Source organism: Dyadobacter bucti, from assembly GCF_005869225.1.
Classification (GTDB): domain Bacteria; phylum Bacteroidota; class Bacteroidia; order Cytophagales; family Spirosomataceae; genus Dyadobacter; species Dyadobacter bucti.
Map to the genome: position 1 here is coordinate 247,586 of NZ_SWFP01000007.1, position 23,518 is coordinate 271,103.

A 23,518-nucleotide genomic window follows, 5' to 3' on the forward strand; every position below is an offset into this window, starting at 1 on the left:
CAATCCTGAACCTTTTATGCGTAAGCTGATAGTACCCTTTTTGATTCTTTTAGCCGTTCAACTTTTTGCACAAGTCCCTTCGCAATCATCCAGTGAAATTTTTCAAAACATCAAGAAACTGAATGTTCTGGGATCAGTACTGTACATTGCAGCACACCCTGATGATGAAAATACACTGATGTTATCTTATTTGTCAAAGGATCAGCTGGTTCGTACTGGTTACCTTTCCCTCACGAGGGGCGACGGCGGCCAGAACCTCATCGGACCGGAGCAAGGTTACAATATCGGGGTGATCCGGACACAGGAACTACTTGGCGCGCGCAGAATTGACGGGGCGCAGCAGTTTTTTTCAAGAGCCTATGATTTCGGGTTTTCCAAAACAAGGGACGAAACTTTACGTTTTTGGGACCAGGATAAGGTTTTGGGCGATGTGGTGTGGATGATCCGTAAGTTTCAGCCGGATGTGATCATCACACGTTTCCCGCCTGACCCTCGCGCCGGGCATGGCCATCATCAAACCTCGGCTTATCTGGCTGAGAAAGGGTTCAGCATGGCAGCTGATCCGACGGCTTATGCCGACCAATTGAAATACGTAAAAACCTGGCAAGCCAAACGTCTGGTTTGGAATACATTTACACCCGGCTTCACCAACAAGCCGCCAACCGGAGAGAAAAACCCATTTATATCAATTGAAATCGGAGGGTACAATCAGATACTCGGCAAATCTTACACTGAAATCGCCGCAGAGAGCCGTAGTCAGCATAAAAGCCAGGGCTTTGGAAGTGCCCCTGCCAGAGGTGAGCGAATCGATTATTTCCTGCATAAAGTTGGTGAGCAGGCTGAAAAAAATCTGTTTGACGGTATAGATGTCAGCTGGAAACGGGTAAGCGGGAGCGAGAAAGTCGAGTCATTGATACTGGCTGCTATTAAAAATTATAAGGTCGATAAACCATCTGCATCCATTCCCGATCTGTTAAAAATCAACTCGGAACTGAACCGTCTTGATTCTGCTGATTTATATGTAAAAGCTAAGAAAGAAGAGGTTCAGGATCTGATAATAGCATGTCTTGGACTTTGGTTTGAAACAAACCCAACAGAGATTTCGGCAGTTCCGGGAGATACGGCATCGATCCGGATATCTGTGGTGAAAAGGTCCGATTATCCTGTAAAACTGGTATCCGTTTCGTGGACAGGCACTAAAAAAGACAGCTCCCTGAATCTCACATTGGCTACCAATGAATTCCATTTATTTCCGGTAAAAGCTCTCCTACCTTCTGACTTAAAGATCAGCCAGCCTTACTGGCTCGAAAAACCGATCGATAAAGGACTTTTTCAAATAGATAACCAGCAAGATATCGGCTTCCCCGAAAACCGCCCGGAAACTACCACAAGCTATCATTTTGAGATCGAAGGGCAACAATTTACTTTTTCAAGACCCTGGATTTACAAATTTACAGATCCGGCCGAAGGTGAAATTTATCGTCCTTTTGAAATAAGGCCTGCCGTTACAAGTACTATTACCGAACCGGTCCTCATTTTCCCGTCCGTCCAGCCAAAGACAGTAACGATAGTAGTGGAAGCACAGCGTAGTGACGTGAATGGAACCTTGAAACCAGATCTCCCCGCTGGCTGGAAATCCGTACCTGCTTCCCGAAATTTCAGCATCGGCGGAAAATACCAGCAGCAATATTTCACATTCAGCATTACACCGCCGACGGCAAATCAGGAGGTAACTTTTAAATCGATAGCGTCTGTGAATGGGAAAATATATGACAAATCCATCCGGACAATTGCCTACAAGCACATTCCAAGTCAGACTATATTTCCTGTATCCGAAGCCAAACTGGCAAAAATTGATGTCAGGACCACGGTTAAGAACATCGGCTACATAGCAGGTGCCGGAGATGATGTACCTGCGGCATTACGACAAATGGACTGCCAGGTTACTATGCTGAATGAAGCTGCCTTGAGTAAAGATCTGGGGATCTACGATGCGATTGTGGTCGGGGTGCGTGCTTATAATACCGAAAGCAGGCTTGCGAACTATCAGAATAAACTGATGGATTATGTAAAAAATGGTGGTACGATGATCGTGCAGTATACGATCCCATCGGATCAGAAAGTAAAACAGATCGGGCCATTTCCGATTCAGCTCGGGCGGGACAGGGTTGCCGAGGAAGATGCCGAAATCCGGTTTTTGATCCCCGATCATCCGCTTTTGAATTATCCCAACAAAATTACCCAGAAAGATTTTGAAGGCTGGATCCAGGAACGCGGGTTGTACTTTGCCCAGGATTGGGACAGCAACCATTACCAGGCACTATTTTCAAGTAATGACAAAGATGAAAGCAAGAAGGAAGGCAGCCTGCTTTACACGAAATATGGCAAAGGACATTACATTTATACCGGGCTTTCGTTTTTCAGAGAACTCCCGGCGGGTGTAACCGGAGCATACCGGTTGTTTGCCAATATGATATCGGTCGGTAAAAAATAATGGCTTTTCTGCACCCTACTTCACGTTTTTCCTGCGGTTACGCTGAAAATCTTCAAGCACAAATCCGCCCAGTCCCTGCAGATTGCTGTAGTAAGCGCGGCCATTATTTACTTGTGTGAAGTTTTGTACAAACTGCTTCAGATACGGATCGGTAGCGATCATAAAAGTAGTTACCGGGATATCAAGCCTGCGGCATTGTGCTGCCAGCGTAAGTGTTTTGGATATGATTTTCCGGTCTAATCCGAAGCTGTTTTTGTAGTAACGGATACCTTCTTTCAGGCAGGTAGGTTTACCATCTGTGATCATGAAGATCTGCTTGTTGCGGGTTTTCTTGCGTCTCAGAATATCCATGGCCAACTCCAGTCCTGCCACGGTATTCGTGTGGTATGGTCCTACTTCCAGGTACGGGAGATCTTTAAGCTGTATTTGCCACGCGTCATTGCCAAAAACAATGATGTCGAGCGAATCTTTCGGGTATTTCGTACGGATCAGTTCTGCCAGGGCCAGGGCCACCTTTTTGGCTGGGGTGATGCGGTCTTCTCCATAAAGGATCATGGAGTGACTGATGTCTATCATTACTACTGTGGCAGTGGTCGTTTTTTGCTCACGTTCCACCACTTCCAGGTCATTTTCCATCAGCATGAAATCCCCGATTCCATGGTTTATCTGCGCATTTTTAATGGATTCCGTCATCGCGATCTGATCAAGTGTGTCGCCGAACTGGAACTGTCTTATATCACTGCTCAGCTCGTCGCCCACACCCATATGCGGAGTATGGTGGTTACCACCGGATTTTGATCTTTTCAGTTTACCGAAAATTTCATCCAGCGCGCTTTTCCGGATGCTTTTTTCAGCTTTCGGCGTCATGATCATCTTGTTTTCGCCCTCCTGCTGTTCCTCAACGATATATCCTTTTTTCTTAAGATCATCAAAAAAATCACCGATGCCATAAGAGTCATTCGTCAGCGTATATTGCCTGTCCAGCTCGCTCAGCCAGGACATAGCTTCACTGACATCACCAGAGGTCATGAGCAGCAACTGCTGAAAGATCTCAAACAGCTGGTCAAACTTATTATTCGCTCCTTTTTCGGAAGGGATGAATTTTGAAAAACGATGTCCACGCATAAACGGCCTTGTAAAATGGGTACTTAAAACAGACGGCTACTTTCAAAGTTAATCGAAAGTAGCCGCATATTATATTGATTTGGCGAATTAGGCTTCTGTCGCGCAGAATTCCTCAAATGCCATTTGCAGATGTTGCGCGATCATTTCAGCAGAACGGCCTTCAATGTGATGACGCTCAACGAAATGGATCAGCTCTCCGTCTTTAAACAAAGCCACTGCTGGTGACGAAGGCGGATAAGGCAAAGTATATTCACGCATCTTCGCAGTTGCAGCCAAATCAGCTCCGGCAAAAACAGTTGCCAGGTGGTCTGGTTTAATTTCGCTTCTCGACAACGCTGCCCTTACACCCGGACGTGCCGCTCCCGCTGCGCAGCCACATACTGAATTGATCACAACCAAAGCAGTTCCCTTGGTATTTTGCATGAAGTTGTCCACTTCTTCCGCAGTTGTAAGATCCTGAAAGCCTACATTTACCAATTCCGCTTTCATCGGAGCCACTAATTGTGGTGGATACATATTTTTTAAAGTTTAAAGTTGATTATTTTATTAGGCTTTCGGTCGTCGGCTATCGGCCGTCGACCTGTTTGATATATTAACAATTTCAATACAAAAGCAAAAACCGACGGCCGAAAGCTGATAGCCGACAGCTACATCTACATAAATCCAAGTTCCAGTTTCGCTTCCTCCGACATCATTTCAGTTGTATAGGGAGGATCGAAAGTCAGTTCTACACTTACATCATTAACCCCCTCCACTTCCCTGATTTTTTGTTCAACCTCACCCGGCAAAGTTCCCGCCGAAGGACAGGAAGGGGAAGTCAAAGTCATGGAAACATACACGTTGTTAATAGGAAATATTTTAAGATCGTAAATCAGTCCAAGCTCATAAACGTCCACCGGGATTTCCGGATCATAAACCGTTTTGATCGCTTTAACAACTTCTTCGTGCAATTCTGATTCTGACATTTTATTTCTGTTATAAATGTATTCTTTTAAAACGGCCTCTTAATTCGCAACGTTCTCGGATTTAGCCTGAAAAGCTACACCGTAGGCCCTCATTTGCTTCAACATGGAGGCCAGTCCGTTGGATCTCGTCTGAGCAAGGTGCTGGTGCAGCCCGATCCTTTCCATGAAATACAGATCCGTATTGGCAATTTCCTCAGGCGTGTGTCCGGATAAAACCTTTACCAGCATGCTCACCAGTCCGCGTACGATAATCGCGTCACTGTCGGCCTCAAATTTCAACAGGTCTCCATCCATGTAAGCATTCAGCCAAACCCTTGACTGACACCCCTTAATAATATTATCTTCGGTCTTAAACTGCTCTTCCAACGGAGGAAACTGCTTTCCGAGATCAATGATATACTCGTACTTGCTTTCCCAATCATCAAACAATTCAAAATCCGAAATTAGTTCGTCTTGTATCTCGTTAATAGTCATTGTTAAAATTCCGAAAGTGGCTTGGATGAGTGTCTGATGGCTAAAACCTCCACCATCTCATCATTTCTTACATTATATATTATTCGATATTTCGCCACGAAAATCTCCCTGACGTTGGCGACTTTTATCTCAGGAACCTTTCTTCCCATCTTCCCATATTGGGAAAACGCTGGATCAATTCTATCTTTTTTAAAAACATCGTCAAGCCACCGTTTTGAATATGACTCCGACTCTGTATTCAATCGAAGAAAAATAGCATCTAAATCCTGACGCGCCTCGCGGGACCAGATTATTCCAGCCATTTCCTATAAGTTTCCTTCATCTCTTCGTGTGTGTAAAATTCACCGTTATCAATCTGTCGCTTCGCTCTTTCCACTTTGGCCAACAAGATAATCTGCTCTATTACCTCCTCAACTTCCAGTTGATCAGGCATTGTTTCAAGCGAATCAATAAGCAAAGTTTTCGGGATGGTTTCCATATAAGTATAGATTTTGAGGAGCAACTAGCTTTGCAAACTCGAATCAGTACTTGGCGAACAATTCAAAATCCGAAATTAGTTCGTCTTGTATCTCGTTTATAGTCATTTCAATATTCCTTAAATGCGATTATGCAGTTGCTGTGCGAATCTCTACCCAGTTGATGATGGATTCCGCCATGTCTAATCCTGCTTTTGCGACTTCTGCTGCCGGATTTCCGTCATAGCTCATGGATAAATGAAGCGTATCATAGGCCCCGATAAATGAGTTCAGGATCTTTTTGTCCAGAGTACTCAGTTGTTGTTTGTACCAATCCACATCCTTTCTGCCTTTGCCTTTTTTGCCCAAAATCCCATCCAGCGCAACTAAAACTCCAGTGTAGGCTGCGTGACCTGCCAGCTTTACATATTTAGTGTCTTGATAGTACCCCTCATCTTTTCTGGCTTTTTCGCTTAAAAGTTCTTTCGCATTGTCCAGATAACGCCTGGCTTCCAGTATTGTGTTGTTCATTTTATGTGTATGTATTTGATTTGCAAAGGAGGGTATTTCAATTCAAAATCAACCAAGCATTTTCTTCACTTTATGCAGGCCCTGAATAAGCCGGTCGATCTCTTCTTTTGTATTGTAAACAGCAAATGAAGCACGTGTGGTTCCGGTGATCCCGAAACGCTGCATCAAAGGTTGTGTACAGTGGTGGCCTGTCCGTACCGCAATGCCTTGCTGGTCGAGAATTACACCCATATCCTGGTGATGAATACCGTCGATCACAAAAGACAGCACGCTTACTTTTTCTTTCGCTTTTCCTATGATTTTCAATCCTTCAATTTCACTTACTGCGCTGGTCGCATATTCAAGCAGTTCATTTTCATAGGCTGCAATATTGGATTTGCCCAGCGTGTCAACATAATCCAGCGCATACTTCGAGGCAATCACATCCGCTATATTGGGCGTACCGGCTTCGAATTTATACGGCAGCTCGTTGTAAGTTGTTTTAGCAAAAGTCACTTCCTTGATCATTTCTCCCCCACCCCGGTAAGGCGGCATCGCATCCAGCAATTCTTTCTTGCCGTATAAAATCCCCATCCCTGTGGGACCGTAAATCTTGTGTAAAGACAAGGTATAAAAGTCACAATCCAGATCCTGAACATCAATGGTCAGGTGAGAGCTTGCCTGGGCACCGTCTATCAGCACTTTTGCACCAATCCTATGGGCCTTTTCAACAATTTCCTTCACTGGATTGATTGTCCCCAATGCATTGGAAACATGGACTACCGATACAAATTTGGTACGCTCTGAAAGTAGCTTTTCATATTCATCCATCAGCAATTCGCCATCTTCATTAATAGGAATCACTTTCAAAATACAGCCTTTTTCTTCGCAGAGCATTTGCCAGGGCACTATATTGGAATGGTGCTCCATGGTGGTAATGATGATCTCGTCTCCCTCTTTCAGGAATTTGCGACCGTAAGTCTGGGCGACAAGATTAATTCCGTCCGTCGTCCCGTAAGTAAAAATAACCTCCTCGGCCAGCGGAGCATTCAAAAATGCCTGCAACCGACGTCTCGAAAGCTCAAACGCGGAGGTTGCCTTTTCGGCAAGATGATGGATACCTCTGTGAATATTGGCATTATAATGTTCATAGTAACCCGACAATGCATCCAATACCAGCCTTGGCTTCTGAGTGGTAGCTGCATTATCAAAATAAACCAGCTGTTTTCCGTTCACTATTTCATTCAGTATCGGAAAGTCGTTTCTTATGGAATCTATATCGAGCGCGTTGTTCATCTTAATCATTATTTAGAAAAATACCCAACCCATTTGTTCCAGGTTGGGTAGCATTAAGATTAGATTATTATACCGTATGTATCTTGTTAATTACTTGGAAGCCAGCTTGTCAGCAATTACATTTTCAAGATATTCCCGGATCGAATCAATTTTTATCTGTGAAACCACGTCGGCACAAAATGCGAACATCAGCAACGACAGCGCTTCAGGCTTGGAAATACCGCGTGAACGCATGTAAAACAAAGCTTCTTCGTCAATCTGGCCGGTCGTTGTTCCGTGCGAGCATTTCACGTCGTCCGCAAAAATTTCAAGCTGCGGTTTGGTATTCATTGTTGCCTCCGTAGAAAGAACAATATTTTTACAGGACTGAAACGCATTTGTTTTCTGCGCATCAGGACGAACGAAGATCTTGCCATTGAAAACCCCCTTTGCTTTGTCCCTTAAAATCCCTTTATACAATTCATTGCTTTCTGAATTGGGCTTGCGGTGATCTGCAACGGTATGGTTATCAACATGCTGAGTACCATCCGGGAAATACAGACCGTACATATGTGCCTCGCAACGTTCGCCATCAATAATAATATTGAGGTTATTTCGGGTGAAACGTCCGTTCAGCGTTACCGTCCCAGCATAGAAATGCGATCTGTCAAGCATCCGCACTTGTGTGGTCCCTACGTGATAAGAGTTTTCACTTTCGTTCTGGACTTTATAATATTCTACATTGGCTTCTTCGCCCACATAGATCTCAGTAACAGAATTGGTAAAAGAACGCTCGTTACCTAATGTACGGAACGCCTCAGCAAGCTTCACCTGCGCATTACGCCCTACCGCAATGATGTTACGCGGCTGGCTTCCCACGTTCTGCGTTCTCGCGTCACTCACAAAACGAAGTATGATAGGATGTTCTACCGACTGATTATCAGGGACATTTACAAAAATACCATCCTGTGTAAAAGCGGTATTCAACGCGGTAAAAGCGTCGTTATCGTCCTGCGTCAGTTCGTTGAAAAAAGAATTGACCAGTGACGGATTCTTTTTATAGGCATTTGCCAGTGAATCTATTGTAATCTGGTCGGAAGAAGATACGATCCTGGAAAGCTCAGGGCTGTAATGACCATTGACAAAATAGATGATATTAGCGTCTTGTACAGGAATTTTCAGATCTTCGAGATCAGCCAGTTCGATAGAACTGTCGGCATTGAAATTATAGGAAACGCTGATCAGGTCCCGCACGTTGCTATACTTCCATTCTTCATTTTTGATTGTTGGAAAACCCAGTTCATCGAACTGGGCCAGCGCTGCACGTTTTTTCTGGTGAAAGGCTGATCCTGCCTCACCGTTCATTACAGACTCACGGGCGTGAAAATCTGTAATCAGCCTGGTTTTCAAATCTATTGTTTCGGTACTCATTCAGTTATCAATATGGATAGTAATCATGTTAAGGAAGCATTTGAAGGACAAACCCTCACGAATGATTCTTAACCTACTGCTTCGACTTCGGCCTTGATCCAGTCATATCCTTTTTCTTCCAGCTCAAAAGCCAGTTCTTTCGGACCTGATTTCACGATTCTGCCTTTGTATAGTACATGGACAAAATCCGGCACAATGTAATCCAGCAAACGCTGATAATGGGTAACAACAATCGTGGCGCGCTCAGGAGAACGTAAGGTATTAACACCTTCTGCAACGATCCGGAGTGCATCGATATCCAAACCTGAGTCTGTTTCATCCAGTATCGCGAGCTTGGGCTCAAGCACCGCCATTTGAAAAATTTCATTTCTCTTTTTCTCTCCGCCTGAAAAACCTTCGTTCAAAGCGCGTTTCAAAAGAGAATCGTTCATACTTACCAGTTTCGCCTTTTCACGTACCATTTTTAGAAACTGAGCTGCATCCAGCGGATTTTCACCCCGGTATTTGCGAATTTCGTTAACTGCCGTCTTAAGGAAGTTGATCGTTGTAACGCCCGGAATTTCAACAGGATACTGAAACGCAAGGAAAATACCCTCAGCCGCCCTATCCTCGGGTGCCATTTCCAAAATATCTTTTCCGTCATAAATAACAGTCCCGCCGGTAACTTCATATTCTTCCCTGCCTGCCAGCACCGACGCCAACGTACTTTTACCGGAACCATTAGGCCCCATAATTGCATGCACTTCACCGGGCTTTACTTCCAGGTTAATACCTTTTAATATTTCCTTACCTTCAATAGAGGCACGTAATTCATTAATAGAGAGCATAACTAATTTATACTTAATATATAGTTCGTGGTAATTTACCGCAAAAGTAACAAGCTTTGGGCGTAAAAGAAAATCACACGCAACGTCTTGGAATACAAGCTGCATATATTGAACAACCTTTTTATATACATGGTTGTTCCCCGAAATCACATATTTCTGAGTAAAAGGCAAACCAGGCAGCCCCGGGCCAAAGGCCCGCTTCCTAATTGCAGATTATGCGTTTACTTTGCGTTCCATACAGTACATTCATTTATACTTCTATGTCTACAAACTCACTTTTGGGATCCAGAATAAATGTTTCCTCGGAAACAGGGACGTTAAAGAGGCTACTCATACACAGCCCCGACCGCGGGCTGGAAAAAGTGGTTCCTAGCAAGGCACAAGACTGGCTTTTTGAAGATATTGTACATCTTGGCACGATGCGCCGCCGCGAATACGATTACTATGTCAAGCTGCTGCTCTACTTCCTGGACCCGGCTAAAATCAAAGGAAAACTGGACCAGATCGACTCCGATACAACCCGGTCATTTTACATTCCGGGATCAGAAAGTTATTTTGATTCCGACTACGTGGTAGACATCGAAAAGTTATTGGGGGAAATACTGAAGAATGACAATGTCCGTGTAAAACTCACGGCAGCCATATGCGGGATAGAAAAATGTTCTTTCAGCACGCAAGAAGAGTTGAATGCCTATGATGCCCGGGAGCTTGCTAAAATATTCATTTCAGGCTCATATGCAGACAAAAGAATGCTGTTTGCGCCCTTGCCCAATCTTATTTTCATGCGGGATATAGGTATTGTCATCAACGACCATATTCTTTTGAATAAACCTGCAAAATCAGCCCGGACAAGAGAATCGATCCTGGCCCAATTCGTGTTTTTCTATCATCCTATGTTTTCCCACATAAAGGGTAACATTATAGAAATCCCGGAAAACGAACATCATTTTCTGCTTCCTGACGAAGAAAAGGCCAGTGATTACCACCGTTGCACGCTTGAGGGCGGCGACGTCATGATGGTTGCGCCCAATCACCTCCTGATAGGATGCAGCGAACGGACTTCGGTTTACGCGGCGCAACAGGTTATGAAAATTCTGTTTGCAAAAAATGTAGTGGATAAGATCACGATTATCAAAATCCCCAAAAAACGGGATTACATGCATATTGACACCATTTTTACACAAGTCAGGAAGAATATATGGGTATTGCTCGGATCCCTGGCAAGATTAGGTGACGAATCGAAGAAAAAGGACGTACTTCATTATTTTGCGCCAAAGGATAGCAACAAAGAATTCCGCATCCTGCAGTTTGTAAAGGGTAATGAAGAAAACCCGCTTGAAATCGAGAATCTGGAAGACCTTTTAACACAGATCAGCGTAAAGGACCTCGGCACCAGCGAACCCGTCAGATTCATATATTCCGGTAACAACGAATTCCCTTATGGCGAACGTGAGCAGTGGACCGACTCATGCAATTTGCTGGCTTTAAAAGACGGCGTAGTAGTCGGTTACGACCGAAATGACAAGACTCTTGATGCATTCCGGAACGAAGGCTTCGCGGTCATCAGTGTCAAGGATATGCTCGACAAATTCGAAAACAATGAATTATCGCCCGAAACATTGAACGACACTTTTATCACGCTTCCCTCCGCTGAGCTTTCACGGGCAAGAGGCGGCTCCCACTGCATGAGCATGCCGATATGGAGGGAAATTTAATCTTGTAATCGCAATATTTCAATCGTAAATTGCAGTAATCAACAACTACTCCTATGCGCGTTATCACTTCCTCCGCCCAAATACAGCCACAATCCACTTCGAGGATTATGATGATAAGGCCTGTCCGGTTTGCTTTTAATGCAGAAACTGCCGAAAGCAATAAATTCCAGAAGGCATCTTCCGCCGAGAATACCGGAGAAGCTGCTCAAAAGGAAGCACAGGAAGAATTTGACCTGATGGTAGACCAGCTTGACAAAGCGGGAATTGATCTTCACATTTTTGACGATACAGACGACATTTACCGGCCCGATGCCGTGTTTTCCAATAATTGGGTGTCATTTCACCAGAGTGGTAAAGTTGTTCTTTATCCAATGATGGCCGAGAACAGAAGGGTGGAACGTCGCCCGGATATTATTAATGATCTGAAAAAAGATTTCAAGATAGAAGAGATCATTGACCTTACCTATTTTGAAAAGCAAGGAAAATACCTTGAAGGAACAGGCAGTATGGTACTGGACCGCCGGTACAAAATAGCATATGCATGCCTGTCGCCCCGTACCCATCAGGAAGTCCTCGACGCTTTTGCCGAGGCATTGGGATATGAAGTAGTTGCTTTTTCTGCATCAGACGAAAACGGCAAACCCGTTTATCATACCAATGTAATAATGTGCGTCGGTGACATTTTTGCGGTAGTATGTCTTGAAGCTATTAAAGACCCCGATGAAAGACAACTTGTACGGTCCGCGCTGGAAGAAACGAAAAAATATATTGTGGAAATTTCTCTGGATCAGGTGAGGCATTTTGCAGGCAATATGCTGATGGTCCGTAATGACAAATCCGACAAATTCCTGATCATGTCCACCCAGGCTTATGACTCCCTTACCACGAGACAAAAAGACAATCTGAGCGACTATGCCCGCTTGCTGCATACTGATCTGGCCGTCATCGAAGGGAACGGCGGAGGCTCCGCGCGATGCATGATGACAGAAATTCATTTACCCAGAAAGTAATCTCATAAAGCAAAAATGCCCCGGTTTCGGGGCATTTTTGCTTGCTACTGACTATAACTGATTAATCGTTCAAATCAGCCTTAACCTTGGCAATTTTGTCTTTTGTCTCTGCTTTAAAGTTATCCCACTTTTCTGCACTCTCGTTCTGGACGTCTTTCCAGGAATCTTTCAAGTCTTCCTTTTCAGCGTTAAGTTCCTTTTTGCGTGCCTGCCATTTTTCTTTTTCAGCGGCAGTTGCTTTTTCCATTTTCTGATCTGCTTCTTCTATTTTTTTGTCCACTTTCGCTACAGCATCATCAATATCTGCTTTCAAAGCGTCCTTTTCCTCTTTCACTTTTGCCTCGAATTCATTTCCAGCCTCTTTGATATCGGACTTCGCCTCATCGACATTTTCGTCCATATCATTTTTTGCTTCTTCAACAGTTTCGTTTGCAGAGTCTTTTGTTTTATCAGAACAGCTGCTAAATGTTAGCATGCCCAAGGTTAGCATTGAAGCTACCATCCATGTTATCTTTTTCATCTCTCTAGTGGTATTTTAAATTAAACTTTAAGAATTACATTTTCACAATACAAAAATCTGACCAAACACCTGAAAGCATTTTTCAAATGGATTTGTGGAGAATAATTCTCAGGTTCCGAAAGTTAAGTTCATGAATTTTAGAACCTCGTAGTGCACTGATAACAGCCGTCCTTTGTTAACTATTAAAATAACAGATCGGGAAGATAGATTTCTTGATACTCATTCCTTTTATAACCAGTTTTGTATTTTATTGATATCCGTTTCAGCATTATGTCCAAATTATACGTTCCAGCCCTGTTATCAGTTTTTTCTTTTTTTATAAATCCGGGAGAAGGAATTGCGCAAAGCGACACATTGAGTGCCCGAAATCTGGACGAAGTCACAGTCAATGCGTTCGAATCCAGAACGAAACCACTGGCTACAACAGCAACGGTTGCATTGATCACGCCTCAGTTACTTCAAAGATATTCGCCTACCACCTGGACAAATGCCATCAATACGGTACCAGGTGTAAGAATGGAAGAACGTTCACCCGGAAGCTACCGGTTCTCTGTCCGTGGAAGTTTGCTGCGGTCACCTTTCGGCGTGCGAAACATCAAATTCTACTGGAACGGTATTCCGTTCACTGATGCCAGCGGGAATACCCCTTTAAATTCCATCGATTTCAATGCCGTACAAGGAATGGAGATCATCAAAGGCCCGGGAAGCAGTATTTATGGAGCAGGAACCGGTGGTGTAGTGCTGCTGCAGAGCCACAATGAAAATGACTATCAGAACAGGGTCGAGCAAAGTGTAAGTTTTGGCAAATACGGTTATCAGAACAGAAACTCCAACATCCAGATCGGGGATATTTCTATTCAGTACGGGCATAGCGAGCAAGATGGTTACAGAAAACAAAGTGCTATGAACCGGGATGCGATCCGCTTTGCTTCATCATCGAAAATCGGAGAAAAAGGCACACTATCGCTACTTGGAATGTATTCTGACCTGAGTTACCAGACACCTGGGGGAATAACCCTTGCACAATACCAGACCGATCCGACGCTCGCCCGGCAGTCTACATCAGCGGTTCCCGGCAGTGAGGCACAACATGCCGGAATTTATCAGAAACTGGCGTTTCTGGCGGGGAATTACACGCTACAACTTTCAGATAACTGGACGCAATCGAATTCGCTTTACCTCACTTCCACCGATTTTGCCAACCCATTTATTTCCAATTTTGAAAAACGCGACGAACAAGGATTCGGCGGGAGGAATTTCTGGCAAAACCGTTCGCAGATCGGTGACGTCAAAACAAACTGGACAACGGGTTTTGAATGGCAGTTTGGAAAATCAGCGCAAAGAAATTACGATAACAACGGCGGAATTCCAGGAGAACAGCAGACTGTTGAAGATATCCGAACCACTAATTTATCGGTTTTCAGCCAGCTCGAAGCAGTACTTTTTACAGACCTTACAGCAAGTGCCGGCCTGAGTTATAACACTTCCAAATATAAGTACGAGCGCTTTTTTGTGCTTCCTTACAGCCGGGAGCAGCGAACGTTTGACGGTATATTCACACCAAGATTTGCCATTAACAAAATCCTTGCAAAAAACTGGGCGGTGACAGCCTCCTACAGCGGCGGATTCTCCCCTCCTACCTTGCAGGAAGTAAGACCTTCTGCCGGAGGTTTCCGCAAAGACCTTGATGCCGAGAGAGGAAACAACGCGGAAATCGGGGTCAGAAAAACTGGTAAACTCATTACCGGCGAAATCAGTGTCTATCAATTCGGTTTAAAACAAACCATTGTCCGGAGAACGGATGAGGCAGGTTCGGAGTTTTTCATCAATGCTGGCAAAACTCGCCAGAGAGGGCTGGAATGGACGCTGGCTTACGATATTATCTCCGACCCGAAATCTCCGGTGATGCTGAAATTATGGAATAGCGGTACTTACACAAAATACACTTTCGAAGACTTCCAGCAAGCCGAAACCGACCTGAGCGGAAAATTGATACCGGGAATCCCGAGATTTACCCAAAACTCCGGACTGGATGCATTGTTTAAATATGGTTTGTCTGCATTTGTTACCTACCAGTACGGAGCTTCTTTTTATCTCAATGACGCCAATACTGTTAAGAATACCCCATACAACCAATGGATTGCGCGTGTCAGCTGGAAGAAAAACTGGGGCGCACATTTTTACAGCGAGCTTTCAGCTTCTGCCGAGAAAGTCAACGCCGGGATTTACAGCCTCGGATATGATCTAAATGCCTTCGGAAACCGTTACTACAATGGTGCTCCAAAAAGCAACCTCTGGGCTGGCGTAAAAGTCGGCTGGGAGTGGCAGAAAAGTTCAAGATAATGCATTTGTACCTTCATATCCCATTTTGCAGGCAGGCGTGCCACTATTGTGATTTTCATTTCAGTACCAATACTGCTAATAAACGGGCGATAGTGGAAGCAATTGCAAAGGAAATTGTCCTCAGAAAATCCTACCTGCCGGACTCGCCTCTGGAAACCATTTATTTCGGGGGCGGGACACCGTCTCTTCTGGACGGGTCAGAGCTTGACTTATTACTGGATACGATTTCAGGTCAGTTTGCGATAGCCCCGGGAGCAGAAATCACACTCGAAGCCAACCCCGATGATATCAATAAAGAGAAGTCTGAACTCTTTCGCAAAGCAGGGATCAATAGGTTGAGCATAGGTATCCAGTCTTTCCACGAGCCGCATCTTCAGTTTCTCAACCGCATACATTCTGCCGGCGAGGCCGAAAACTGTGTAAAAATAGCGCAGGACGCTGGTCTCGTCAATATCTCCATAGACCTGATCTACGCCATTCCGGCACCCGATCACGGCATTCTGATGGAGGATATGCAAAAGGCATTTGCCCTGACAATCCCTCATATATCCGCATACTGCCTGACTATTGAACCGCAAACCGCTTTTGGTAACTGGCTGAAAAAGAAGAAAATCAAACCCATAGACGAGGAATTCGCGGCCCAACAATTTGAAATGCTGATCAGCACTTTGGCTGAAAATGGTTTTGAACAATACGAAATATCAAATTTCGCCCGCAGCCAGCAATATAGCAGGCATAATACTTCTTATTGGAAGCAGGAACCGTACCTGGGTGTTGGCCCGGCAGCACATTCCTACAATGGGACCAGCAGAGAGTACAACATTTCAAATAATGTCAAATATCTGGAGTCGCTGCAAAAAGGACTAATTCCCGCAACTGTGGAAACCCTAACGGTCGCCGATCAGACTAACGAATATCTGCTGACCGGTTTGAGGACAAAATGGGGCGTGCAGAAGACAAAACTTGAGTTTTTATCCAATAAAAATTTCCATCTGCTCCACCAAGAGAATATCAGAAAGATGACGGAGACGGGCTGGATTTATTCGGACCAGGATTCTATTTACCTCACCGCCTCTGGGAAACTCTTCGCCGACAAGGTTGCAAGCGATCTTTTTATATAATCAGGTGCACTGGTTTTACAATTTTAAAATAATGGACATATTCCGTTAATCCTGCTGACATAAGGCTGTCATACCACTGGCTTTTATTTGTTGCATGAGAGCCACATTATCTGCCATCCATTTTGTATTGGGAATTCTGCGATTGTTAGTCGTTTGCTATGCTCTGGCCAAAACCCGTTTCAGGAAGCAATGCATAGTGGTCCCTGATCAGAAAAAACGCGGTCATCGGTCTGCCGGCAGTTTATTGCCTGGTTTTTTATAAAATAAAAGGCACCGCAAAATCGGTGCCTTTCACTCATGCAAACCATGGTATTACTTATGCAAGTTCTGCATTCAAAGAGATCTCAGCATTCAGTAACTGCGAGATAGGGCATTCTTTTTTTGCCTTATCCGCAATCTCAGCGAACTGCTCGGCCGATACCCCAGGTACCTGTGCTTTCAAGTCGATATGGCTTTTTGTAACCTGTCCTTTTGCCGGATCAAGTGTTATTGTGGCAGTGGCATTCAACTCGTCGGCGGTAAATCCGGCTGCGTTAAGCTCAAAACTTAATTTCATTGCAAAACAGCTTGCGTGAGCTGCAGCAACAAGTTCTTCCGGATTTGTGCCTTTACCCTCTGCGAATCTGGTATTAAAAGAATATTGGGTATTTTCCAACACAGTACTTTGGGTACTTACTGTACCAGTTCCTTCTTTTCCCGTTCCTTTCCAAACGGCTGTTGCTTTACGGTTTATCATCTCTTTTCGTTTTTTAGATCTTGTAGTTTGAACATAACTGCAATATTGAAAAGTAATATCTATCCGCCATCTACGCAAATTATTTAATTATTAAGCGCAAATCCGGCATCACTCACCCAATGAATTCGCCCTGTGTCCGTTCTTACGTAGGCCCGACAGCATTTTAGTTAATGAAAGTTAATGACTGATCGGGAATTAAACTTTATTATTGCACCGACATCTAAGTCCAAATTTCCATTCAATTATCCATTAAAATTAGCACAACCATGAACAAAAAACTCATCCCTTTCTTACTGATTATCCTCGCAGTATTTCAGGGCTGCCGCGGCCCGGAAGGCCCACAAGGGCCCGAAGGCGTTAATATAGTCGGCACAACTTTTGACCTCACCAACGTCAATTTTACAACTGCCAACGACTTTCGGTTTGGCCTAAGGTTCGCCGACGCTGATGTTACAGTTCTGCCTTCCGATGCTGTGCTGGTTTATATGCATTGGAATGACGAAACAGTGGACGGACAAGTTTTGAAGGCGTACCGTCTACTTCCGCAAACCGCTTTTCTGCAGGGAGGAGGTTTACTGACCTACAATTATGACCGCACTGACAAGGACTTTTCGGTATTTCTGGACGCTACCGTTAACCGGAGCACACTTGCCGACGACTGGACCAAAAACATTACTTTCAGAGTTGTGGTGGTGCCAGCCGATTTTGCCCCTGCACGCACAAGCGGTGCTGTCGATTACAATGATTACGATGCTGTCATTAAACATTTTGGTATAGACGAAACCAAAATCCGTAAGATTGTGGCCCAATAATTTAAGAAAATTATGAAGGGTTGATTTTGTAAATAATTTTTAATAAAATCCGGTAATAATTGTATTACCGGATTACTTTCAAAACATGAAGAACATTATTAGCACACTCCTGTTATTGCTGGTTACAATCGGGTTGCACGCACAAGATTTCCGCCGGGAAATAGAGCTTTTCCGGAAAAAGTACAAAGAGGAATTTTTACACACACCCAATTCCCCCCTTAAAGCGGCGGATCTCCCTTTTTTGAATTTTTATGAGCCCGATTCTTCTTTTCGGGTAACCGCCCGGTTCGAGAAAAGCAAGGGGCGGGCTTTTGAAATGCCCACGTACAGTGGAGTGAATAAGACTTATGTCAAATATGGGGTATTGAAGTTCAGGCTGAATGGTCGCAGACAAACGCTCACCGTTTACAGAAGTCTCAGCCTGCAGACACTGGCCAAATACAAAGATTATCTTTTCATACCTTTTAAAGACGGCACGAATGGTTCGGAATCATACGGAGGTGGCCGCTATTTGGATCTGAAAACCTCAGACATAAAAGACAACACCTACGTCCTCGATTTTAATAAAGCATACAATCCTTACTGTGCCTATACCGATGGATATAATTGCCCTATTCCGCCAGTCGCCAATCATCTCTCGCAGAACATCACAGCAGGAGAGAAAAAATTCGGAAGAGATCACGAAGCAGCCAAGTTGTAGGGGCGCTTTGGCTGCGCTCAGGCTGGGGCCTTGTCAATGATAACACATTAAGAAGTGCAAATGCACAGTACAAAAAAACAACAGCCACAAAAAAAGCCTGGTCCAAAACCAGGCTTTCATTTTTTTATCATCGATCGGACTATGCTTTCAGTAAATCCTTTTGTTTAAGAATACGCTCAAAAACCTTGATATCATGCTCTGAGGTAAATATATTGAAAGGAAGATGCACAAACTGTCCTTTTGAGATTACCAGTACATAAGCATCCTTGTCTTTGTAACCATCCAGTATCTGTTCCCATTTCATAACACTTCCCTCCTTCTGGTTTAGCTTCATCAGGATCTGGCGGTTATCTATTTCATATTGGAATTTCTCGAACATCGGTTTGTATTGTGCCAGCTGCGTAATACCGGCAAACTGGATCAGCCAGAATAACACATATAAAACAACGCCCACAAATACAGTTATATAGATCCACAGATTTGAATACACACCGGTCAGGTTCAGGATTGCGTTGATGAGGATCAGCGCCAGCGGGATCAATCCCCATTTCAGCTGCGTTTTGAAAAAATAACGCATGGCGAGGAAGATGTATTTTTTGGTAGGTAAAGCGTATTTTTTGGTACGGACCGCTGCGGGGTTCGTAGGCATTTGATAAACGGGCTGGTGTTTGTTCACCGAAACTTTGGCCATAACTCAGATTAAATTAGCAATGTTTTATTTCGGAAGCAGCGGCGATTTTAGGAAATGCAAGCCCCCGAAAATGAATGCAAAGTTAGAAAAAAGCAGTTGAGATATTAGAAAGGTGTTGAAATAAAAAGTAGTTATGAGATTTTAGTGTAATTTGTCTTTCTTAACTGCGTTGAACTTACTGACGAAGCCTGATCCCGGTTTCAAAGCGATACACGATAATATTCAAAACTAAATGAGTTTTCTTTTTCCGTCATTTTTGTGGGGATTACTGGCCATATCTGTCCCTATTGCGATCCATATATTCAATTTCCGGCGGACCAAGCAGGTTTATTTTACTAACGTCGCGTTTCTGAAGGCCGTTGAAACCAAGACCCGGTCTGTACGGCAGATCAAACACTGGCTTGTACTGGCAGCACGTATTCTGGCCATTACCTGTCTGGCTTTCGCTTTTTCGCAGCCATTTTTACCCGCACTGAACAAATTATCGGTCGATAGGAAAGGAGTTACAAGCTTGTACCTTGATAACTCGTACAGTATGGAAAGCGAGCTCAGCAACAAACGTTATCTCGATATTGCCACCGGCCGCCTTAGTGATTTGCTGGGCATTTTTAAGAATGCCACATCTCTGCAACTGGTTACCAATGATTTTTCGGCTCAGGAACAAGGTCTTTACTCGGCAGATAAAATACGCGACCGCCTCACTACTATCGCTCTTTCGAATACACCGCGCAGTTTTGACCAGGTGTACAAGCGCCAGGAAAATCTGATCGGAAGGCATCAGAGTTCCGGTGGCAACCAGCTTTTCTGGTTCTCTGATTTCCAGAAAAGCACAGCCGGGGACTTATCGGAATTAAAGGTAGACACGACCAATCAGCTATTTCTCGTCCCCATTCAGGCACCTGTTGAAAAAAACGTGTTTGTAGACTCAGCCTGGCTCAATACCCCTTTCATCAGGGAGCTGCAAAACAACATTCTTTTTGTAAAGGTGAGTAATTCAGGCAGCCGTGAAGCGAAAAATACCGTTTTAAAACTTAATCTGGATAATACTCAGGCTTCTACCGCCTCCGTCAATGTTCCCGCAGGAGGAAGTGCCACAGCCCGGTTTAACTTCAATTTAAAAGGGAAAGGTTTCAAAAAAGGGCAAATCACATTTGATGATTTCCCGGTGACTTTTGACAATAACTATTATTTCGTGCTCAATGCCTCTCCACTGATAAGAGTCCTTCACATTTACGGACAAAAAGGCGGTGAAAATTATATCGAGAATGTATACGCGAACGATAGCCTGTTTTCGCTTCAGAGTTACAGCTCCCAGAATGTGGATCCCGGCCTGATCAAGAATTCCGATCTTGTAGTACTGGAAGGCGTGGATCACCTGTCCGGTTCTCTGCCACAGGATCTGCAGGATTTTGTAAAGCAGGGCGGTAGTCTGGCGGTTGTTCCGTCAGTATCCCCCAACGCAGAAAATTACAACCGTTTTCTTTCCGGACTGGGCATAAATGGGCTGAGTGTAGCTGCCAGCCAAACCCCTGCACCTGTCGCAATGGCTGTTCCAGACCGTAGTAATCCTTTTTTCAGCGACGTTTTCGAGGAATCAATCCGTCAGGAAATTAACCTGAACCTGCCGTCAGCCTCGCCGGTATTAAGCTGGTCCAGCGCAGGGCAATTGCTGATCTCGCTACGCAACGGACAAGCTTACCTGAACCAGGTTACCTCGGGCTTGGGGAAAACGTATTTATTTTCCGCTCCGCTAAATCCTGCTTTTGGCAATTTTGCACAACATGCGATCTACGTCCCCGTGATGTATAAAATCGCAGCCGCCAGCGTAAGGGCACAACGTACTTCCTTCACATTTGACGAAAATCCGATCACATTACATATTGATAACGTAGAACCTAACTCCGTTTACAAACTGAGACGGAACAAAACAGAAGTCATACCCGTACAACGCATCACTGGCAATCAGCTACTGCTTGAAATCCCTCAGGGTGATCAGCTGGGCGACGGCTTGGACGCAGGCTATTTCGAACTGATCAGGAATAACAAAGTGGAGCAAATCCTTGCGCTCAACCACAACAGCGAAGAATCCAAGTTGCAGTATCACTCTCCCCAAGAATTGCGGACGATCTTCGCCGGTCAGAAGAATGTACAGATTTTCGACCGTATAGATGATGATGCATTTTCAACGGAGTTTCAGCAACAAAACATGGGAACCAATCTCTGGAAATATTTCCTGTATGGCGCACTATTTTTTCTATTGGTTGAGATTGCTTTGATCAGGTTTTTGAAGTAAATGGTTAAGCCCAGGTTAACCGTGCCATTGTTTTAAGTGACGAACTTGTTATTTTTGATAAACAGCTATACACTATAATTATGATCACAATTACGATATCGGACAAAGAACTTGAAAAACGGATTGTCGACAACGCTCGGGAAACTGGTATATCGACGCAGGAATTTGTTGAAAATATCCTGAGCGAAAGTACAAAACACGTGAATCGTTCTGCTTTTGCCAGTAAAAAGCTGGACCCCAATGAATACGGACATATATTGAATTTCGAGCTCTCGGAAGAGGAACTTGTACTGGCAAATGACCCGTCCGTTAAACCTTTCTCAGACATCACCGATTCCGCAGAATATATCCACCAGCTACGTCGAAATATTTACTCGTAAATGCTGCTGCTGGACACTAATATTCTGATCGACTATCTTCGGGGAAAGCAGCAAACCATTGAGTTCATTCATTATTTCGGTAAAATTCATTTTGCGGTCAACACAATAGTTGTCCTTGAGCTTTATAACGGATGTCTTAATCGTGCTGAATTGGCTAAAACGAAAAATTTGCTAAACGGACTCGTACATCTGGAATTGAACGATGCAATTTCACAAACTGCGCCTAACATAGGGCAAACTTTCGCCTTGTCACATCAGTTAAGCGTTTCCGATACACTAATCGCCGCTACTGCCCTGGTTTATGACCTTGAACTCCGGACACTTAACCTAAGAGATTTTCGCACGATTCCTGGATTGAGGCTATCGAATTCCTTGTTATAATTTGCTACAATTTGATCAAAAGATATCCAACAAGTTTTATGTTAGCTCTTTTTAAGCCAATTTTGCATTACACAAGAAAATCAATAAATGCTTTCATCCCGAATAGGAATTCTCGGCGGCGGCCAGCTTGGATTAATGCTCCTGCAAGCTGCTACGGACTGGAATCTTGATATTCATATCCTTGATCCCGACGCCGAGGCACCATGTAAAAAAATAGCCCCGCACTTTCAGCAAGGTTCTCTACAGGACTACGACACGGTTTACGAGTTTGGCAAAAACCTCGATGTGATCACCATTGAAATTGAAAAAGTAAATGTTGAGGCGCTTGAAGCTTTGGAAAAAGCAGGTAAAAAGGTCTACCCCCAACCGTCGGTTATTCGTCTTATTCAGGACAAACGTATCCAAAAACAGTTTTACCGGGAACATAACCTACCAACCGCTGACTTTATCCTGACTGATAGCCGTGAAGATGTAAAGAATCATGAAGATTTTTTACCAGCCTTTCACAAACTCGGCCGCGATGGTTATGACGGACGCGGTGTTCAGCGACTGACATCTGCCGCTGATTTCCACAAGGCTTTCGACCAGCCAGGTTTGCTGGAAAAAGCCGTTCCTTTCGAAAAGGAACTCGCTGTGATCGTTGCAAGAAATTCAACAGGGGTAATTGAATGTTTCCCCACGGTAGAAATGGTTTTTCATCCGGAGCATAATCTTGTCGAGTACCTTTTTGCACCGGCAGAAATCTCCGAAGAAATTGATCAGAAAGCCCGGGAAATTGCAACAAAGACTGCGGAAGCGTTTCAGATAGTCGGTGTGCTGGCAGTAGAGTTGTTTTTGACGGCAGATGGGGAGATTTTGATCAATGAGGTTGCGCCCCGTCCGCATAACAGCGGACACCACACAATCCGTGCGAATGCTACTTCGCAGTTTGAACAGCACTGGAGGGCGATATTGGACCTACCACTTGGAAGCACTCATTCTTATGCGCCGTCGGCTATGGTTAACTTGCTCGGTGAAGAAGGATTTGAAGGACCGGCCGTGTACGAAGGCATAGAAACGCTCTTGGCAACGGAGCAGGTTTTCCCGTTCTTATACTGGAAAGCGGTTACGAAACCTTTCAGAAAAATGGGCCATATCACGATCATGGATTCCAGCATAGAGGCTCTGAAAGAAAAGGTAGATTTTGTCAAGAAAAATATAAAGGTTATCAGCGCAAGCTAGGAACATACCATTCCGGTGCAGTTTGCGCGTTTTATTAAT

The 23,518-nt window shown here is 44.2% G+C and carries 24 protein-coding genes; 11 read left to right on the top strand and 13 right to left on the bottom strand.

Translation table 11 applies throughout. The features are described from left to right. The first annotated feature begins 16 nt into the window (after positions 1–16). On the top strand, positions 17–2,494 hold the full coding sequence (locus tag FBF61_RS22915; RefSeq protein ID WP_138481791.1) for a PIG-L family deacetylase: 2,478 nt from the start codon (positions 17–19) through the stop codon (positions 2,492–2,494). 15 nt (positions 2,495–2,509) lie between these two features. Here the strand turns inward: FBF61_RS22915 and FBF61_RS22920 are convergent, their stop codons facing one another. From FBF61_RS22920 to sufC, 10 genes are all read right to left on the bottom strand, one after another. Next, positions 2,510–3,619: a vWA domain-containing protein gene (locus FBF61_RS22920; protein ID WP_138481793.1), complete on the bottom strand. Its 1,110-nt coding sequence runs from the start codon at positions 3,617–3,619 to the stop codon at positions 2,510–2,512. A gap of 87 nt (positions 3,620–3,706) precedes the next feature. Continuing rightward, positions 3,707–4,135 carry a BrxA/BrxB family bacilliredoxin gene (locus FBF61_RS22925; protein WP_138481795.1) on the bottom strand — a complete coding sequence of 143 codons (429 nt, stop codon included), beginning with the start codon at positions 4,133–4,135 and terminating at the stop codon, positions 3,707–3,709. Between the two features lie 137 nt (positions 4,136–4,272). Further along, positions 4,273–4,584, bottom strand: coding sequence for an SUF system Fe-S cluster assembly protein (locus tag FBF61_RS22930; protein WP_138481797.1), 312 nt, complete (start codon positions 4,582–4,584; stop codon positions 4,273–4,275). A gap of 39 nt (positions 4,585–4,623) precedes the next feature. Continuing rightward, on the bottom strand, positions 4,624–5,058 hold the full coding sequence (locus FBF61_RS22935) for a SufE family protein (protein WP_138481800.1): 435 nt from the start codon (positions 5,056–5,058) through the stop codon (positions 4,624–4,626). 2 nt (positions 5,059–5,060) lie between these two features. Next, complete coding sequence (locus tag FBF61_RS22940; protein WP_138481802.1) at positions 5,061–5,360, bottom strand: type II toxin-antitoxin system RelE/ParE family toxin; 300 nt, start codon at positions 5,358–5,360, stop codon at positions 5,061–5,063. After that, positions 5,348–5,536, bottom strand: coding sequence for a hypothetical protein (locus FBF61_RS22945; RefSeq protein ID WP_138481804.1), 189 nt, complete (start codon positions 5,534–5,536; stop codon positions 5,348–5,350). Before FBF61_RS22945 ends, FBF61_RS22940 begins: the two co-directional genes overlap by 13 nt. Before the next feature lie 127 nt (positions 5,537–5,663). After that, complete coding sequence (locus tag FBF61_RS22950) at positions 5,664–6,044, bottom strand: DUF5618 family protein (RefSeq protein ID WP_138481806.1); 381 nt, start codon at positions 6,042–6,044, stop codon at positions 5,664–5,666. 48 nt (positions 6,045–6,092) lie between these two features. Then, positions 6,093–7,319: a cysteine desulfurase gene (locus FBF61_RS22955; protein WP_138481808.1), complete on the bottom strand. Its 1,227-nt coding sequence runs from the start codon at positions 7,317–7,319 to the stop codon at positions 6,093–6,095. 90 nt (positions 7,320–7,409) lie between these two features. Then, a complete protein-coding gene (sufD, locus tag FBF61_RS22960) occupies positions 7,410–8,729 on the bottom strand; it encodes a Fe-S cluster assembly protein SufD (RefSeq protein ID WP_138481810.1) in 1,320 nt (439 codons plus the stop codon). Between the two features lie 68 nt (positions 8,730–8,797). Continuing rightward, positions 8,798–9,556 carry a Fe-S cluster assembly ATPase SufC gene (gene sufC / locus FBF61_RS22965; RefSeq protein ID WP_138481812.1) on the bottom strand — a complete coding sequence of 253 codons (759 nt, stop codon included), beginning with the start codon at positions 9,554–9,556 and terminating at the stop codon, positions 8,798–8,800. A gap of 260 nt (positions 9,557–9,816) precedes the next feature. On the opposite strand from sufC, the gene FBF61_RS22970 reads away from it, so the two are divergent. Together FBF61_RS22970 and ctlX are read left to right on the top strand one after the other, a co-directional pair. Continuing rightward, a complete protein-coding gene (locus FBF61_RS22970; RefSeq protein WP_138481814.1) occupies positions 9,817–11,271 on the top strand; it encodes an arginine deiminase family protein in 1,455 nt (484 codons plus the stop codon). Positions 11,272–11,324: 53 nt separating this feature from the next. Then, the gene (gene ctlX, locus FBF61_RS22975) at positions 11,325–12,281 is read left to right on the top strand and encodes a citrulline utilization hydrolase CtlX (RefSeq protein ID WP_138481816.1); all 957 of its coding nucleotides are present in this window, start codon (positions 11,325–11,327) and stop codon (positions 12,279–12,281) included. A 61-nt stretch (positions 12,282–12,342) separates the two neighbouring features. On the opposite strand, the gene FBF61_RS22980 is transcribed toward ctlX, so the two are convergent. Continuing rightward, the gene (locus FBF61_RS22980; protein WP_138481818.1) at positions 12,343–12,801 is read right to left on the bottom strand and encodes a hypothetical protein; all 459 of its coding nucleotides are present in this window, start codon (positions 12,799–12,801) and stop codon (positions 12,343–12,345) included. Between the two features lie 270 nt (positions 12,802–13,071). Between FBF61_RS22980 and FBF61_RS22985 the strand changes: the two genes are divergently transcribed. Both FBF61_RS22985 and hemW read left to right on the top strand, forming a co-directional pair. Next, a complete protein-coding gene (locus FBF61_RS22985) occupies positions 13,072–15,144 on the top strand; it encodes a TonB-dependent receptor (protein ID WP_138481820.1) in 2,073 nt (690 codons plus the stop codon). Beyond that, entirely contained in the window at positions 15,144–16,265 is a 1,122-nt protein-coding gene (hemW, locus tag FBF61_RS22990; RefSeq protein ID WP_138481822.1) for a radical SAM family heme chaperone HemW, read from the top strand. The genes FBF61_RS22985 and hemW overlap by 1 nt, the downstream gene beginning before the upstream one ends. A gap of 316 nt (positions 16,266–16,581) precedes the next feature. Here hemW and FBF61_RS22995 read toward each other — a convergent pair whose 3' ends face one another. Continuing rightward, a complete protein-coding gene (locus FBF61_RS22995; RefSeq protein ID WP_138481824.1) occupies positions 16,582–17,001 on the bottom strand; it encodes an OsmC family protein in 420 nt (139 codons plus the stop codon). Between the two features lie 266 nt (positions 17,002–17,267). Here FBF61_RS22995 and FBF61_RS23000 point away from each other — a divergent pair, with 266 nt between their 5' ends. Further along, a complete protein-coding gene (locus tag FBF61_RS23000) occupies positions 17,268–17,813 on the top strand; it encodes a hypothetical protein (RefSeq protein ID WP_138481826.1) in 546 nt (181 codons plus the stop codon). An 85-nt stretch (positions 17,814–17,898) separates the two neighbouring features. Next, a complete protein-coding gene (locus tag FBF61_RS23005; RefSeq protein ID WP_138481828.1) occupies positions 17,899–18,513 on the top strand; it encodes a DUF1684 domain-containing protein in 615 nt (204 codons plus the stop codon). A gap of 139 nt (positions 18,514–18,652) precedes the next feature. Here FBF61_RS23005 and FBF61_RS23010 read toward each other — a convergent pair whose 3' ends face one another. Next, complete coding sequence (locus FBF61_RS23010) at positions 18,653–19,204, bottom strand: YcxB family protein (RefSeq protein ID WP_138481830.1); 552 nt, start codon at positions 19,202–19,204, stop codon at positions 18,653–18,655. A 232-nt stretch (positions 19,205–19,436) separates the two neighbouring features. Here FBF61_RS23010 and FBF61_RS23015 point away from each other — a divergent pair, with 232 nt between their 5' ends. The 4 genes from FBF61_RS23015 (at position 19,437) to FBF61_RS23030 (ending at position 23,479) form a co-directional block, all read left to right on the top strand. Continuing rightward, on the top strand, positions 19,437–21,497 hold the full coding sequence (locus tag FBF61_RS23015) for a BatA domain-containing protein (RefSeq protein WP_138481832.1): 2,061 nt from the start codon (positions 19,437–19,439) through the stop codon (positions 21,495–21,497). An 80-nt stretch (positions 21,498–21,577) separates the two neighbouring features. Beyond that, complete coding sequence (locus tag FBF61_RS23020; RefSeq protein WP_138481835.1) at positions 21,578–21,877, top strand: hypothetical protein; 300 nt, start codon at positions 21,578–21,580, stop codon at positions 21,875–21,877. Further along, entirely contained in the window at positions 21,878–22,258 is a 381-nt protein-coding gene (locus tag FBF61_RS23025; RefSeq protein WP_138481837.1) for a type II toxin-antitoxin system VapC family toxin, read from the top strand. Positions 22,259–22,345: 87 nt separating this feature from the next. Further along, positions 22,346–23,479 (top strand): 5-(carboxyamino)imidazole ribonucleotide synthase, encoded by a 1,134-nt coding sequence (locus FBF61_RS23030; protein ID WP_138481839.1) that lies wholly within the window; start codon positions 22,346–22,348, stop codon positions 23,477–23,479. The last annotated feature ends 39 nt before the right edge of the window (positions 23,480–23,518 follow it).